Origin of the sequence: Spirillospora sp. NPDC052242, assembly GCF_040679555.1 — a bacterium.
GTDB lineage: Bacteria > Actinomycetota > Actinomycetes > Streptosporangiales > Streptosporangiaceae > Spirillospora.
The window spans coordinates 33,237-49,824 of sequence record NZ_JBFAUZ010000053.1 but is presented as its reverse complement, the minus strand read 5'-3'; the positions used below and the strand labels follow the sequence as shown (position 1 = coordinate 49,824).

The 16,588-nt window shown below is 69.7% G+C and carries 9 protein-coding genes and 1 CRISPR repeat array; of the genes, 6 read left to right on the top strand and 3 right to left on the bottom strand.

Translation table 11 applies throughout. The features are described from left to right. Positions 1-159 precede the first annotated feature (159 nt). Positions 160-3,063 carry a CRISPR-associated helicase Cas3' gene (gene cas3 / locus AB0L25_RS33495; RefSeq protein ID WP_500176767.1) on the bottom strand — a complete coding sequence of 968 codons (2,904 nt, stop codon included), beginning with the start codon at positions 3,061-3,063 and terminating at the stop codon, positions 160-162. Positions 3,064-3,217: 154 nt separating this feature from the next. Further along, a CRISPR array of direct repeats spans positions 3,218-6,966; the repeat unit is 28 nt; unit sequence CTCGGCCCCGCGCACGCGGGGATGGTTC. A 203-nt stretch (positions 6,967-7,169) separates the two neighbouring features. Next, positions 7,170-7,883, bottom strand: a complete 714-nt coding sequence (locus tag AB0L25_RS33490) for a hypothetical protein (protein WP_500176766.1) — start codon at positions 7,881-7,883, stop codon at positions 7,170-7,172. 274 nt (positions 7,884-8,157) lie between these two features. On the opposite strand from AB0L25_RS33490, the gene AB0L25_RS33485 reads away from it, so the two are divergent. From AB0L25_RS33485 to AB0L25_RS33475, 3 genes are read left to right on the top strand one after another with little or no spacing between them, the layout of a single operon-like run. After that, the gene (locus AB0L25_RS33485) at positions 8,158-9,153 is read left to right on the top strand and encodes a hypothetical protein (protein WP_500176765.1); all 996 of its coding nucleotides are present in this window, start codon (positions 8,158-8,160) and stop codon (positions 9,151-9,153) included. Between the two features lie 17 nt (positions 9,154-9,170). Continuing rightward, the gene (locus AB0L25_RS33480) at positions 9,171-10,964 is read left to right on the top strand and encodes a S9 family peptidase (protein ID WP_500176764.1); all 1,794 of its coding nucleotides are present in this window, start codon (positions 9,171-9,173) and stop codon (positions 10,962-10,964) included. Positions 10,965-11,011: 47 nt separating this feature from the next. Beyond that, on the top strand, positions 11,012-12,259 hold the full coding sequence (locus AB0L25_RS33475; protein WP_500176763.1) for an MFS transporter: 1,248 nt from the start codon (positions 11,012-11,014) through the stop codon (positions 12,257-12,259). An 8-nt stretch (positions 12,260-12,267) separates the two neighbouring features. On the opposite strand, the gene AB0L25_RS33470 is transcribed toward AB0L25_RS33475, so the two are convergent. Then, a complete protein-coding gene (locus AB0L25_RS33470; protein ID WP_500176762.1) occupies positions 12,268-13,212 on the bottom strand; it encodes a DUF6924 domain-containing protein in 945 nt (314 codons plus the stop codon). Between the two features lie 321 nt (positions 13,213-13,533). Here AB0L25_RS33470 and AB0L25_RS33465 point away from each other — a divergent pair, with 321 nt between their 5' ends. The 3 genes from AB0L25_RS33465 (at position 13,534) to AB0L25_RS33455 (ending at position 16,544) form a co-directional block, all read left to right on the top strand. After that, a complete protein-coding gene (locus AB0L25_RS33465) occupies positions 13,534-14,109 on the top strand; it encodes a hypothetical protein (protein WP_500176761.1) in 576 nt (191 codons plus the stop codon). A 185-nt stretch (positions 14,110-14,294) separates the two neighbouring features. Continuing rightward, positions 14,295-14,717 (top strand): hypothetical protein, encoded by a 423-nt coding sequence (locus AB0L25_RS33460; protein WP_500176760.1) that lies wholly within the window; start codon positions 14,295-14,297, stop codon positions 14,715-14,717. A gap of 15 nt (positions 14,718-14,732) precedes the next feature. Beyond that, positions 14,733-16,544 carry a relaxase/mobilization nuclease domain-containing protein gene (locus tag AB0L25_RS33455; RefSeq protein WP_500176759.1) on the top strand — a complete coding sequence of 604 codons (1,812 nt, stop codon included), beginning with the start codon at positions 14,733-14,735 and terminating at the stop codon, positions 16,542-16,544. The last annotated feature ends 44 nt before the right edge of the window (positions 16,545-16,588 follow it).

Here is a 16,588-nt window from a genome sequence, read left to right as displayed (position 1 = left end):
GTCATATGGCAAGGTTGGCCGGACGCGGCCTTTCGCTGGACAAAGCGGAGGTCGCGGCCCCGGCCGAGCAGGGGATGGCTCCCAATCTCGTGTGAGCTGACAGTTGGCCCCGCGGTACGCGGGGGAGAGCGGGGCGGCCTTGGCCGCTCCGCTCTCGTCTCAACGTGTGCCTTCTTCGACCAGGCCGAGGAGCTCGTCGTAGCGCAGAGTGTGGTCGCCGACCCGTGCCCGTCCGGAGGCGTCCAAGGGCAGCGCCCGGCTGTAGCGCAGCCACGGGTCGTCCCGCCACCCGTCGAGCGGAGTGAGTTCCTGCTCTGCGTCATCGGTGAGCTTGGACGGCAGGCGCACGGTCCCGCCCAGGACGTCGTCCAAGAGATCGCGGGAGGCGTCCCCGTGCACCCCCAGAGATCTACCCGACAGCGTGCGGAACCCTCGGTCGTCCTGACGCACCACGACAACCTCGACGCTCCGATCGCCGTCGCGCACCATGGCGCGGTGGTGCTCGTCGGGCAGGACGTCCTGTGTGCCTCCGCGGTGAAGCCCTTCCAAGGTTTGACGTGAATGTTCGCCAGCCCGGGTGAGCAGGAAAGGTTCGGCGCTCTCTGCGCGTGTGCGCTGCTCAACCGCCCAGTCGGTATGCGCTTCGCTATCTACCTGTTCCCATGAAGCGGGCACGACGGGACACTCGGGGTCGTACACCTCGGTAACCAGTTGCGGCACCTGCCCGGGGATCGACCAGCGCTTCCCCGCAGCGGCACAGACCAGAGCAGCCGTTCGCAGCAGCAGGTAGCGACCGTAGATTGCCTCGGCCGCCTTCACGAAGCGCGGAGGCTTGCCGCCCTGAGGGGCGAACCCAGTAACGATCACTCGTGGGTCACTGACCCCGTCGGGCCGCCGCACACCGGCGTGCCGATGGGTGCGGCCGACGCGCTGCAGCAACAAGTCCATGGGAGCCAAGTCAGTGACCAGCAGATCCGCGTCCACGTCGAACGACTGCTCGGCGAGCTGCGTCGCCACGAGGATCATGCGGTGCGGACGAGGAGAACCGCCCGGCTCAGGAGGCCCCAGCACCTCCAGGCAGTCCTCCGTCCGGTCGGCGCGGTCGGCCGCGCAGAGTCGTCCGTGAAGCAGGCGGACCTCGTCACCGAACACCTCGCGCAGTGCATTGAACGTCTGCTGAGCCCTTGGCACCGTGTTCCGAATGACCAAGGCACACCCACCGTCGGCGAGGCGCTCCCGAAGCAGGCTGGCCACCTGCTCACCTGATGCGCGCTCGTCTGGACCATCCGCCTGGTCATCGAACGGCTCGGGGAGAATCTCGACCGCTACCCGCAGATCGTTCCGCCAGGACCGGCTCGCCTTCACCACGTGGCCCACGCCTGAGTTGGAACGCCACACTGCCGTCACGCTCGGATAACCACTGGGCTCCGGCACCGCCGCAATCTCCGACGCAACGGCATCAACGGACTGGGCACCCGCGAGGTAGGCGGCCATCAGCGCTCGGCGCTGCGCCGGAGGCAACGTCGCCGACAAGAGCACCACCGGCACTCCGGCCTGCCCCAACCACCGCAGCCCCTCTGCCAGGAACTGGGACATGTACACGTCTGCGGCGTGCACCTCGTCGAGCACGACAACTTTGCCGGCCAAACCCGCCATCCGCAGCATGACGTGCTTGGTCCGAGTGGCGGCGAACAGCAACTGGTCGATCGTCCCCACGACGAACGGACTAAGGAGTCCACGCTTAGACCCCATGAACCACTCTGCCGGAGCACGTCGCTCCGGAACGACACCCGGTGACCCCCCACTGGAAGCGCCATACGGGTCATCGAGATCGAACTCGTCCTCGTCCACGCTGGTGAACCGGTCGTCCGGCGTGGCGTCGTCGGTGAGCAGTTCCCTCCACTGCTTGTTGAACATGCGCTTGCCGTGCAGAAGCGCGACCTGCGACGCCAACTCCGAGGCGATGGCCTCCACCCATGAACGGACATTGCTGAACATCGGGTCGCAGGTCGCCTGCGTGGGCATCCCGACGAAGACGCCATCCATCCCCCAGCGAGCAGCGAGCACTTCGGCTGCCACCAGCGCAGCCTTGGTCTTCCCCTCCCCCATGGGCGCCTCGACCACGACCAAGCCAGGCGCACCCATCTCACGGGCGACCTCCGCCAGCATCATCTGCGAAGGCCGTGGTTCCTCACCGAATCGCGCTTGAAAGACGTCCGGTCCTGGATCGGCGAGTTCGCCCCAGCCGCCCCGCAACCCCAACCGCTGCCACGCCGCCTCGGCCCGTTCGCGAGCGCACCGCATGCTGACCCGGGCCAGCGAATCGACACCCCGAAAGTGCTTCTGATCGCTGGCGATCCAGTCGGCCATCACCACAAACCCGCTGAGCTGCAACTGCACTGCACGGTTCGGAGTGTTGGCCGGCTCGACGCCGGCGACATCGGAGAACCCCAGCGCGGTCGTGAAGGCGTTTAGGAGCTCGAACCGCGCCTTCTCCCACTCCAGGCCTTGGCCCCGGAGTCGTCCGCCGACACGTGGCGGCTCGGGTTGTGCCCCACCGAGCGTGGGGAACAACCCGTGATGGCCTGCGATCAACGGCCACACCCAGTCGATGCTGGTCTCCGACCACCCCGCCTCCGCCAGACACCCACGGATCAGGCACCCACCTGCCCGATCGTGCCTCCAGCGATGCCGCCGGACCACACGTTGATCCCAGGTCAACCCTGCCCGACGAACGCGCGCAGCGCCGACATCGTCCAGATGCTGAAACGCTGGCGTCGCCTTACCGAAATCATGGATCCCGCACAACCACGCGAAGAACTGGCGCCCCCTCCCGAGGCCAGCTATGTCATTGACTGCCTGACGCAGCGACGGCGCCAGGTAGTGGTCCCACACGAGTTCTGCGACCGCCGCAGTGTCGAGCAGATGCTGCAACAACAGGTTGGTGCGTCCACCGCCCTTGCTCGCACTCTTACCCCAGAGCGCACCCAGCGGCGACAGAGGAGCGGAGCGCGAGGCAAGGTCTGGGGGCGGGCTGCCATGTCCATGGTCCGCTTGCGTCACAACGGGCAAGGTAGCCACCCCCACTGACAAACTGACGCCTGTGACTTCGCGACTCAACACCTTGAGATCGTCGACTAAGACAACAAGGGTGGGTTGCTCGACGCAACTAAATGAGAACACGCCCTCCCTCTGCTAACGTCCCAGCTCAGCAAGCCTCGGCCCCGCGCACGCGGGGATGGTTCCTCGATGGGTGCCCCGTCCTCGTCACTGAGCCGCTCGGCCCCGCGCACGCGGGGATGGTTCGCGCCTCTGCCCGGTGTCGCCCGGCGGGTCCCACTCGGCCCCGCGTACGCGGGGATGGTTCCGCCACGGACGGCAGATACGCAGCCATCGCGAACTCGGCCCCGCGCACGCGGGGATGGTTCCCGTCCGCCGCGGGCGAGGATGTTCGCCATGGCCTCGGCCCCGCGCACGCGGGGATGGTTCCTTCTGGATCTCGTCGACGTGGAACACGATCGGCTCGGCCCCGCGCACGCGGGGATGGTTCCTCGCCGCCCTCGCTGCCGCTGCTGTGCTGGTCCTCGGCCCCGCGCACGCGGGGATGGTTCGACTGCCGGGTCCGCGCACCCGGCCGCGATCTCCTCGGCCCCGCGCACGCGGGGATGGTTCCCGGCTGACGCTCCGCCCGGGGACCTCGACGGCCTCGGCCCCGCGCACGCGGGGATGGTTCGGGGGTGTGGCCGGACGCGGCGTGCCCGCGCTGCTCGGCCCCGCGCACGCGGGGATGGTTCGAGGGGCTCGTCCTCTCGGTCAAGCGTCGCGGCCTCGGCCCCGCGCACGCGGGGATGGTTCCCCCGAGCGGCCGAGGCGCGGGCGCAGCACGCACTCGGCCCCGCGCACGCGGGGATGGTTCCGCCGCGAGGTCGGCCAGGCGGGCGCGGCGGGTCTCGGCCCCGCGCACGCGGGGATGGTTCGGCCAAGGCCCACCTCGAACTCCTCTGCAGCCACTCGGCCCCGCGCACGCGGGGATGGTTCGCCGCGCCGGGCCCATCACCTGCACCTGCTCGGCCTCGGCCCCGCGCACGCGGGGATGGTTCGTCGATCGCCGACCTGGTCGCCTGCATGCGCACCTCGGCCCCGCGCACGCGGGGATGGTTCGCGCTCCGTGTCGAGGAGGGCATCACGCGCCACCTCGGCCCCGCGCACGCGGGGATGGTTCGCGGGTCGCTATCCAGGTCGTCAGGGTGAAGCTCTCGGCCCCGCGCACGCGGGGATGGTTCGGCGTTCGAGGCGCGCGCGGTCGTGGTCGGTGACTCGGCCCCGCGCACGCGGGGATGGTTCCCCGACACTCGGGTCCGGGTCGACGGCGCAGGGCTCGGCCCCGCGCACGCGGGGATGGTTCCAGGCCCTGCGCGCGGGCGCCGTCGAGCGTCGCCTCGGCCCCGCGCACGCGGGGATGGTTCGTCCGCTCTCCGGATCCGGAGCCGTTCGGCGGCCTCGGCCCCGCGCACGCGGGGATGGTTCCGCGCCGCGGCGCCGTAGCGCTTCCTCCTCGTCCTCGGCCCCGCGCACGCGGGGATGGTTCCGCGCGGGCCTGACCCGCGCGCCCCGGTCATCCCTCGGCCCCGCGCACGCGGGGATGGTTCGGAACTTGGATCCGCTCTCCTTGGCGGCATTGCCTCGGCCCCGCGCACGCGGGGATGGTTCTGTACGCGAGGTACACCGCCATTTGATCCTCGGCTCGGCCCCGCGCACGCGGGGATGGTTCCCCGGAGCCGTACCCGGGCCGTCAGATCCCCCACTCGGCCCCGCGCACGCGGGGATGGTTCCCTTCTTCCGCAGACCCCGCGGGCCCCCGGCACCTCGGCCCCGCGCACGCGGGGATGGTTCCCGGACGTGGGTGGTGGAGGCCGCCCGCTCCGGCTCGGCCCCGCGCACGCGGGGATGGTTCCCACCCCCACAATGAAGAGGTGGGCCCGGACGACTCGGCCCCGCGCACGCGGGGATGGTTCTGGCCGTTGACAGCTGAGCCCGTCCTTGTCCAGCTCGGCCCCGCGCACGCGGGGCGGTTCGTCGTCATAGGTCTCGATGTAGTCGGTCACGGCCTCGGCCCCGCGCACGCGGGGATGGTTCCCCGGCGATGATGCCTCGGTAGCCGTTGAGGACCTCGGCCCCGCGCACGCGGGGATGGTTCCGGATGACTTTTCGGCGGGCGGGGTCGATTCGGCTCGGCCCCGCGCACGCGGGGATGGTTCCCTTTTCACCCACCCGCCGGCCTCCAGCCGGTTCTCGGCCCCGCGCACGCGGGGATGGTTCCTTCTCGATCGCGTTGCTGATCCGGGTGGCCAGCTCGGCCCCGCGCACGCGGGGATGGTTCTCGACTTCAGGAGCCCGGCCGTCACCCTTCGCCCTCGGCCCCGCGCACGCGGGGATGGTTCCCCCGGGTGGGTCGGCGGGAACGCCGGGTGCGCCTCGGCCCCGCGCACGCGGGGATGGTTCCCCGCGGAGGCCACCGTCGACGACGTCGTTCTGCTCGGCCCCGCGCACGCGGGGATGGTTCGTGCTCCTCGGGGACGCGCACAGAGACGGCCCGCTCGGCCTCGCGCACGCGGGGATGGTTCCTGGCGTGGCCGGTCCGGGACGCCGATATCCGCCTCGGCCCCGCGCACGCGGGGATGGTTCGCGTTTGGGACTGGCGCGCCGACTGACCGTCCTCTCGGCCCCGCGCACGCGGGGATGGTTCCGACGGCAGCGACCCGTGGGCGTCCGTCCAGGGCTCGGCCCCGCGCACGCGGGGATGGTTCTTCCAGGTTCGGCGGGGTCGGCTTCCCGTCCTTCTCGGCCCCGCGCACGCGGGGATGGTTCCGACCAGTACGAGTACGCGCCCGGTGACGACCCCTCGGCCCCGCGCACGCGGGGATGGTTCCCCGCGCTGCAGGTAGTAGCGATGGAGTGCCCGCTCGGCCCCGCGCACGCGGGGATGGTTCCGCGTGCCCCGGTACCGGCAGGTCCGCCGCGCCCTCGGCCCCGCGCACGCGGGGATGGTTCGAAGCGTGCGGAGCTGCTCGCGGCCCCGGACGGCTCGGCCCCGCGCACGCGGGGATGGTTCCGCGTTGACCGTCATCACGCCGGTGATCGACGCCTCGGCCCCGCGCACGCGGGGATGGTTCCCGGACGAGCGACTGCCACTCACCCCGCGCCCGCTCGGCCCCGCGCACGCGGGGATGGTTCCGCGTTGACCGTCATCACGCCGGTGATCGACGCCTCGGCCCCGCGCACGCGGGAATGGTTCCGTCATCCGCACCGAGCTGCTGATCCCCGGCGCCTCGGCCCCGCGCACGCGGGGATGGTTCGTACCGGGCGGCGGTGTTCCAGGCGTCTCTGCCCTCGGCCCCGCGCACGCGGGGATGGTTCGCGTCCCGCTCGTCTCTCCCCCGGGGCCCGGATCTCGGCCCCGCGCACGCGGGGATGGTTCTGGACCTAGCGACCGTCCTTGACGAGACGTCTCCTCGGCCCCGCGCACGCGGGGATGGTTCCGGCAGGGCGCACGGGTTCTCGACGCAGAAGGGCTCGGCCCCGCGCACGCGGGGATGGTTCGTCGCTGAGGGCCCGCTGCAGCTCTCCGAGGGACTCGGCCCCGCGCACGCGGGGATGGTTCCCGTGAGGGCGACGTCTGCATACAGGTTGAGGTCTCGGCCCCGCGCACGCGGGGATGGTTCTATCGGGCCCTGCCAGGAGGTCACCGAGGAAGGCTCGGCCCGGCGCACGCGGGGATGGTTCCCGGGACTGGCGCACGCACCCGGTCGGCCGCGCCTCGGCCCCGCGCACGCGGGGGTGGTTCGGTGTCGTACAGGTCGCAGGACCCGCCGGGGATCTCGGCCCCGCGCACGCGGGGATGGTTCCTGGATGGTGGCGATGACGGCGGGGCCGCCGGGCTCGGCCCCGCGCACTCGGGGATGGTCCGTCCTTCCGGTCGGCATGCTCGGCGTCGCGCTCGGTCGGCGTTGCGCACGCGGGTATCGTCCGGTATCCCGCCAGGAGGGCACCCTCGGCCCGCATGCGTGCATGGTCCGCCGGTGTCCCGCGTCGACGTCGATCTGCACCAATGAAATGACCGAACAGCGCTGTGAGCCCAGAATGCTCCAGACTCACAGCGTCCGTACGGTTCAGGCCGCCGAGGCGGCCTGGAGTTCGGTCGTTGCCTGCTGTGCTGTGAGCAGGTTGATCGGGCGGTGCGGGAGTGGTCGCGGGCCGTCGGAGTCGATGAGGTGGGTCGGTCCGTAGGGCCAGTGGCCAGCGATGAGCGGGACGAGGCCGGTGCCGGGCCAATTCTGGAGCGTGTCGTGGACGACGTCGGTGTCGGGGCCCGGGACCGTGAACCACAGCACCGTGGAGACGGTGAAGGACGGGCGATCGTTGACGTCGAGGGCACGGATGACGTCGGCCTCGAACTCCAGACGCTCGGCGGCCTCTTCGAGGGTGTCGACCACGTGCAGGCGCGGAGCGAGGCTTTCGACGAGGGTGTCGTCGAAGGCGTCGCCGAACAGGCACCTCAGATCGTGGCCGGTGGCGATGATCCACGAGACGCCGACCTTGCCGGTGAGGGCTTCGGTCAAGGCGGCACGTAGGAGTCCGTCGGCGCCGTCGCCGATGAAGCCGGCCCCGCGGGGCAGTCCGAAGGCCAGGGCCAGCGGTTCGACGGCATCGCCGCTGGGCGGGGACGGCGTCCGGAGTCGGCTGGTGATGCGCTGTCGAAGCGCCGTGCCGATGCGTTCCCGCGTGTGCGGGCGCGCCGGGGTCGTGTCGGAGGACGCGCACTGCTGCGGACGGTTGTTCGCCGTCGCGTGCTTGCACGGGCAGGTACGGGTGAGGACGTTCATGTTGTGACCTCCCGGGTCGGGTTGGCTTTCCGGAGCACGATGGAACCGGAAGTGCGCAGGTCAAACCCGTGATCGAAACTCGTCATGGCGAGAAGTGGTCAACCCCGTGCCGGTGCTTCGGCCGCTCGCCGACGTGAGATCGGCGATGGGGGCGGGGGTCCTGCCGCTGACCGCAAGGTTGACCACTTCTACTCATTGAGCAGAAACAGTCACTGACGGTTCTTGTAACACGCCGGTTCGGTATAGCTACTCTCTGTACCCGAGGAGGTGGCGCGTGCACATAGAAGCCGAGCAGACGGCGAAGCGGCTACTGAAGGACATCGTTCCCGACGAGTTGCTGGACCTCTACATGCGGCTGCTGCGAATGGACGGGTGTGAACAGGAGGAGGCAGCCGATCTGCTTGACGGTGTGGAGCAAGTAGAAGCCCTCGTCAAGGAAGGGATGGCGCTCGTGCGGTCCTCAGGTCCGGGACTGCCTCGGCGGCTGGTTCCGGTTCCCCCCGACCTGGCACTGCAGAGCACGCTCGCCGAGCTCTCGCGCCGGATGGTGGCAGAGCAGGAACGGCTGCTGACCGGCCATCGCCGCATGGCGGAGACCCACCCGCTGCCGGCCTCCATGGACGGCTCGACCGAGCGGCTGGTGCAGATCATCGTCGACCGCGAACAGATCGGACGGGTCGCGCGCGGCCTGATCAGCTCGGCCAGGCACGAGTGGATGACGCTGGACAACCAGTCGGTGGAACGCCCGATGGACGAACTGACCGCCGTCCCGCCGCCGCCATCGTTCGAGGGCCATGTCAGATGCCGGGCCATCTACGAAACGGCTTGCGCGGAGCATCCCGTCGGGCTCAAGACCATCGAGGTCGCGGTCGAAGCCGGAGAGGAGGCCCGGTTGCTGCCTCGGATCGGCATGAAGATGAAGCTGGCCGACGATGCCATCGCGCTGCTTCCGCTGACTCCGACCGGCATGACGGGTGCCCTGCTGATCCGCTCGTCCGTCATCATCGGTGCGCTTCGCGAGTACTTCGAGTTTCTGTGGGAGCGGGCGACGCCGTTCGGGGCCGCCAACCCGGACAGTCCGCTCTCCGACATCCAGAAGAAGATTCTGAACATGCTGGTGGAGGGGTTGACGGACGCGCAGATGGCCACGCGTGCGGGTGTGAGCATCTCGACGATCCGGCGGCACTCGACGGCCCTTCGCAACATGCTCGGCGCCGACCACCACTTCGCCGCCGGCGCCGCCGCAGTCCGGCGCGGCTGGATCAAATGAACGCGGAAAGGCGTGCCATGTCCTCCTACAGCGACTTCGTCCCCCGACACAGCTTCCAAGCGACCCTTGCCCTTTCCCCGGACGCCACGTGGATCGCCTACTCGGGGAATGCGAGCGGCCAGTTCGACCTATGGATCGTTCCCGTGGTCGGGGGCGAGCCGCGGCGCCTGACGCACCTCGCCGGGCAGGCGGTGCGCAACATCGCCTGGGCGCCGGACGGTAAGAACCTGGTGTTCACGGCCGATCGCGAAGGCGACGAGCAGTACCGCCTGTACCGCATCGGGCTGGAGGACGAGCAGCCGACCGACATCAGTACGGGCCCGCGTTGCCAACGGATCCTCGCGTCCTCCCCCTTCGACACCAGCGGCCGCTACCTGACCTACGCCGCCAACGACCGGGACCCGACCGTCCAGGACATCCTGGTCCGCGACCTGGACGACGAGAGCGAACGACGCTTCGTGCCGCCGCCGGGAGTGGTGTTCGAACCGGCGGAACTGTCCCCGGACGGGCGATGGCTGCTCACCGCGGGCTTCCGCAGCAACAGCGACATCGCCCTGTACCTCATCGACCTGCAGGGCGACGCAGAGCCGTTCTGCATCACCGGCGAGCACAGCGAAGGGCTGTACGAACCCGGTCCCTGGATGGCCGACTCCTCCGGTTTCCACCTGATCACCGACCGGTGGGGCGAGTTCAAGGCGGCCGCGCGCTACCTGATCGATGACGCCGTCATGGAGCCGGTCGTCCAGCACGACTGGGACGTCGAGCACATCGATGTCGCCGGTGACACCCTCCTATGGTCGGTCAACCAGGACGGACGATCCATCCTGCACGCCCGCCATTGCGGCGAGCCGCTGCCCCTGCCGGACATCCCCACCGGCGTCGTCGTCACCATGGCGCTCGGCCCCGAAGCCTCTCCCGTCGCCCTGCTCCTCGACACCCCGGCACGTCCGACGGAGGTCGCCGTCCTGGCCCCCGGCACCGGGTTCCGCTACCTCACCGACACCCGCCCTCCTGCTGTCCAGGCGGTCCGCCCCGTGGAACCCGAGCCGGTGACCTACCCGGCGTCCGGAGGCCGGCGCGTCCACGCACTCCTCTACCGCCCCGGCAAGCCCGGGCCGCACCCCGTCCTGCTCTTCGTCCACGGTGGCCCCGAGGCGCAGGAGCGCCCCCGCTACTCGCGCACCGGCCTGTTCCAATACCTGCTCGACAAGGGCATCGCCGTCTTCGCCCCCAACATCGCCGGCTCGACCGGCTACGGACGCTCCCACCAGCGCCTCATCTACCGCGACTGGGGCGGCATCGACCTGGACGACCTCGACCACGCCACCCGCTACCTGCAAGCGACCCCCGACCTGGACACCGACCGCGTCGCCGTCATGGGCGGCTCCTACGGAGGGTTTGCAGCCCTCTCGTGCCTGGCCCGCCTTCCCTTCCCATGGGCGGCCGGGGTGTCCTTGTGCGGCCCCACGAACCTGGTCACCCTCGCCCAGGCATCCCCGCCCACCTGGAAGCACTTCGTCGAAGCCATGCTCGGCGACCCCGTCACCGATGCAGACCGCCTCACCAGCCGCTCACCGGTGACCTACGCCGACAACATCACGGCCCCGCTCCTCATCCTGCAGGGAGCCCGGGACCCCCGCGTCCCCCAAGCAGAGTCCGACCAGCTCGTCACCCGCCTGCGTTCCAGGGGCGTCGACGTCCTCTACGAGGTCTTCGCCGATGAAGGCCACGGATTCACCAACCGCGCGAACGAGCTCCGGGCCTACGAGCAGGTCGCGGACTTCCTGATCCAGCACCTCCTGACGCAGTAACGACCGCGGTCTTTCCCGACGAGGCAACACGTGTGAGGCAGTAACCCGTGCTCAAGGTCCTTTCGCCCCTGGCTCTGTTCACCGAGCCTTCCGTCGCGCCGCTCTTCTTCGCGCGTCTGCTATCCAGCATCGGTGTGGGGTTCGGGCAGCTCGCCCTCGCCTGGGGCGTCATGGACCTCGGATACGGGCCGGGCGGTCTGTCGATCGTCCTCGCCTGCAACTCGGCCCCGGCACTGCTCGTCCTCTTCGGCGGCCTGGCAGGTGACCGCTTCCGCCGCCACCATGTCCTGATGACCGCCGAGATCATCACATGCGTCGCATGGCTCGGCCTGGGCGCATGCTTCCTCGTAGGGGAAGCGCCGCTGCTCCTGCTCTGCGGACTCGCCCTCTTGTCCGGCGTGGCCACCGCGATGTTCCTGCCGACCATCCGCGGCATCATCGCCGATCTACTCTCGCGAACCGGACGCTCAGCGGGCAACGCCCTGATCAGCCAGACCAAGTCCGTCGGGCTGCTGACCGGACTCGCGGCGTCCGGTTTCGTGGTCTCCATGCTCGGCCCAGGCTGGGCCGCCTCCACCCGAGGCGCCCTGTGCGCGGTCAGCGCGGTCCTCCTGAGTCGCCTCAACACCACGCGCTGGCACAACGATCGAACGCGCGTCCTGCGCGACCTGCGCACCGGCTGGCGAGAGTTCACCGCCCACCGCTGGGTGTGGATCCTGACCGTCCAGAACACCGCCGTCATCATCGCGACGGTCTGCTACGTCGACATCGCCGGACCGGTCTATATGGACGACGGCAACGGCGGAGCACGCGCGTGGGGAATCATCACGGCCACCGAGGCCGTCGGCGCGCTCATCGGCGCCTTCATCGGCGCGAGATGGAAGCCGGCCCGCCTCGTGCTCGTGGCCGCCGCCCTTCCGGCCGCCGGAGCCATCCCGATGGCCCTGCTTGCCTCCGGAACCCCCTGGCCCCTGATCGCCGCGTTGGGCCTCATCCCGGGAGCCTGCCAAGCGGTGTTCTACGTCCTGTGGACAACCGCGCTCCAGAACACCTTCGCTCCCGAGGTGCTCGCCCGTGTGAACAGCTGGAACATCATCGCCGGGTACGCGCTCATGCCCGTCACCCTCCTGGTCGCCGGACCATTGGTGAAGAGCATCGGCCCGCAGAGTGCCTCCCTCGGCGCCGGACTCCTCACCCTCGCCGCCACCGCAGGCACGATCGTGGCACTCCGCGCAAACTTCGGCAGGCCGACCACCGCCAAGCAGGCACCGGAAGAGGCTCCGGTTCCGTCCTGACGTGAAGCTCAGGAGTTCTCCCACCACGGCCGTGTGCCCTCGCGGGCGACGTAGTCGCGGAAGTCCATGTTGGCGATCTGTAGGTTGCACGCCATCGACCCGACCTTGCGGCAAGGCAGCACGGCGGGCTGCCCTGGGGTTTCGTACAGGTCGACGACAGTCAGCGGCCAACCGGGTTCGGTGAAGGTTCTGGTGTCGGCGAGCGCGACCAGCGTGGTGTGTTTCTCGGGCGGGACCAGTGCCGGAACCTGGCCCGGGTGGAGGTCTTCATAGGTCCGGTCGTCGACGACCAAGGCGGTCAGCGGGTAGTTCTCTACGTCGATCTCTTCCGGGTCCAGATCCGCGCCGACCCAACCGTCCTCGTCAATCCCGCCCAGTTCTGCGAGCAAAGCCTGCCACCCGTCCTCGTCATCGAAGGAGGTGCGGACGAGAAGAGCTTCGGTCGTAGCGGGCAGTGCCGGGAAGCTCCGGTGCGGTGTCCACGCCGGAGCGGGGAAAGCCGGGCGGCCGTCGTCGCCCTGGTAAACGCCGCTCGTGTCCATGTCACGCACTAGATGGTCGAACGTGAGCGTGCCTGCAAGCATCGCGGTCAGGATCTCGCCCAGCCGACCCGATCGGACGCGCACACCACGGCCGGGTATCGATGCCACGTCCACGAGCAATGGGCCGCCGCCACCGTAGACCACGAGGCTGTCCGCCAATACGACTACTGCCTGCGCCGAACCACCGGTCGGGACGAGTGCCGGCAGGTTTCCGCCGTGCATGCGGGCCCATCCCGTGTTCTCGAGCAACCTGAGCCGCACCTCACCGCCTTCCAGGACGAGCACATCGCCTTCGCGGCGGCCCCCGATCTCGTTTAGCAGGCTGCCCCACTGTGCCTTGCCGCCCTCGTAGCAGTTGGAAACCAGCAAGACCTCGTCATCCGCAGAGGCAGGAAGCTCCGGAAACGGCATGGCTCTCCTCGAAAGTCCGCAACAACCACTAATGACGGTCTCGGGCCATGGTGACCACCCGGTAGGACAATCTCGGTTCTGGAGGCGGCGGCTCTCGGGGTTGGCTCCTGCTCCAGACCCGAGGCATTCAGGGCCTGTCCAAGGCCCATCCACTCAGCAACTTAAAGCAATATGACGACACGCTGACGCTTATCGTGGCCACGGGAGGGTGTGTGGGGCAGGCTCGAGTCAGGTGGCGGGCAGGTCCGCCGTAGCGCTTCCGAGCTTGAGAGAGGAGTCCCTGGATGGTCCGACTCACGTTGATGCCGGAGGGCACCTCGCATGGACGAACACGACACTCGCACCGACGAGGACACCGAGCGGCTCGCTGGCGAGCTGCATAACCATGTCCGCGAACTCAACCGCCGCACCCAGGAAGGGCCGAGCCTGACGCAGCCGACGACGGCATACACGGTCCTGGGGAATCTGGCACAGGCCTCCTTCGGGCTGGCGCAGACTGCCGAGCAGCTCGACCTCTTCCTCGACCGGGAGCTTTCGGCCGGACGGCTCGGGCATGATCACGGCGAGCTCGTCGTCGCCGCCGTTCGGGCGCATGATGCGCTCGGGCGAGCGCACGAGTACGCGACCGAGCTCGGCGAGGCCTTCCGCCGTGCGCAGGGTGCACTGACATCCGTCCACAGCGCTGTGGAGGACGAAGCTCAGTCCCTAGATAAGGCAGAGGGGACCCACGCGACGGTGGCGGACCAGCCCGCTTCCGCTGAGTCTGGTGTCGAGCCAGCGATGAGGGACTTCCCTACACCCATCGGCGAAGTGCTTTCCGGAGAGGGGAAGGCGGACGCCGGTCCAGGGCAGCGTTTCTCGACATCGCATCCAGCGCGACCACGCCGTGAGCTGTGAGGGGTCGATAGTCGCCATGCGTTAGCCGTCGCCGCGTTCGGCGGGCGCCCGGCGGAGCTTTGGCGTTGGTCGCCGGGCTCCGCCGCCGCAGGGCAAGAAATGGAAATCGTGCACATATGGCGTCCGGACCGAGCGCGGTCCGGACGGCGGACGGGATCGAGCGCGATCCCAGAGGGGTGTGGCCGGTGGTCGGCGAGGACGGACGGACCCCGGCGGCGGCGCGGACGGTGCGGCGAAATCGGCGAACGCACCGGACGCCACGTCGCGACCGGTCGGTGAGGCGCTCGCTGTCGGAGGAGGAACACGCGATCGTAGCCGCGACGGCGGAGACCGAAAGACTCGCCATCGGCGCGTTCGCGGCACAGGCGACGCTGGCGGCGGCCCGCGGCAGTGCGCGTCCCGAGTACATCGCGCTACGTGAGGCGCTGGCGACGGTGATGCATGCGGCGGGCCAGGCCCAGCGCATCGGAGTGAACCTCAACCAGGCGGTCGCGGCCATGCACTCCGGCGAGCCACCGCCGCAGTTGCGGTGGTACGCCGAAGCCGCTGCACGTGCAGTCCGCAAGCTGGACGAGCTGGCCGAGGACTTGCGGCTACGGCTGCCCTGATCGAATGGGCGGAACGTGATCGGGAAGGTGCTCCGCGGCAAGCGAGTACAAGGGCTCATCCGCTACCTGTACGGCCCCGGACGCAACGGAGAGCACCACGACCCTCATATCGTGGCAGGTTTCCGAGACCCCGCCGCGCTGGAACCTGCGGCGAACACGGCAGGCGTCCGGGACTTTCGGAAGCTCGATGGTCTGCTCTCCCAACCCATGGCCCTCCTGGGAGACCGGAACTACCGGAAACCGGTGTGGCACCTATCCCTGCGAGCCGCGCCGGAGGACCCCGTCCTGACGGACGAGCAGTGGGCCGAGGCCGCGCGCGAGGTGATGGCTCGCACCGGTCTGGCACCGGCCGGCGGTACCGCGGGCGTCCGATGGATCGCCGTGCGCCATGCCGACGACCATGTGCACATCGTCGCCACGCTGGCACGAGAGGACGGCGACCGTCCAGAAGTCTGGAACGACGGCTACCGGGTCCGAGACGCCTGCCAGGCGATCGAGGAACGCTACGGTCTGCGGCGGACGGCTCCGGCGGACCGGACGGCGGCGCGGCGGCCCAAGCGCGCCGAGACCGAGAAGGCGGCCCGGAGCGGAAGACCGGAGCCGGCGCGCAGCATCCTACGGCGGCACGTCCTCACCATCGCGGCCGCAGCGCGGACGGAGGACGAGTTCTTCGCCGGCTTGCAGACCGATGGTGTGGTTGTTCGGAAGCGGTACAGCACGCGCTCCGCCGGAGAGGTGACGGGGTACGCGGTCGCGCTCGCCGACGATCTCGCCGCCTCCGGACGGCCCGTCTGGTACGGCGGCGGGAAACTGGCGAGCGACCTCACGCTGCCCAAACTGCGTCACCGTTGGACTCCGGAACGGCGGCCCTCGCCCGGGCACGGTCCGCTGTCCGGACGGGACGTGTCAGCGCGGACGGCGTGCGCCGTACTGCGGACGGTCGTCCGCCGGGCGGCGGACGAAGCACGGACCGTCGACGCGTTCCTTCGCCGACTCGAGCAAGACGGATTGCTGGTCAAGCGACGATTCAGCCAGTCCGAACCGGACGAGATCACCGGCTATGCCGTCGCACTGCCGATTCGCTCCGACGGCGAGGAACCGTTGTGGCTCTCCGGCGGTCGGCTCGCGGCCGATCTGTCCCTTCCTCGCCTGCAACGGCGCTGGAGGGCTTCGCTGCCTGTCCCACGGGACCGCGTGCCCGGCAACGATCTCTCCCCCGAGGAGCGGCAGTCGTTCTACGAGGACGCGGCCCGTGCGGCGGCCTATGCGACAGCGCAGCTTCGCAGGCACATGGTCACGAACCCGTACGCCGCTCAAGACGCCTGCTGGGCGGCCTCCGATACCTTGCACGTTGCAGCCAAGGCCACCGGAAACCGGCATCTCCGGCGCGCTGCCGAGGCCTACGACCGTGCCGCCCGTGCACCGCACGGTCGCATCCCTAGGTCGAACTCCGCGGGAAACGCCCTGCGCACAGCGACTCGGTTGCTTGTGCTGGCGGGCTGCAAAGATCCAGGGACGATCACGGTCCTCATGCTCGTGAGCAGTTTGATCGCGCTGTTGGACACCATCGCCCACGTCCGCCGACTCCAGCGTCTGCAGGCGCAGGCCGATGCGGCTCGAAGAGCCGTCCAGCACCTCGGCCGCGTTGGAGCAACGACCGGAAGCCCCCTGGGCCGAGATGCTGCGTTCGAACGCAGGTTCACATCAGGCCGTCTTGCCGTGGCCGACTTCCCGCGCTCGTGGACACCCTCACTTGGGGCGGTTCCACGAGGATCGATGGGCGGTGCGCCGCCCCCTGCACCTCGAAACCGAAGTCGAGGCCGGTGAGTTGTTGCTCCACCTCGGCGGGCGCAGCCTTCTGATCAAAGTTG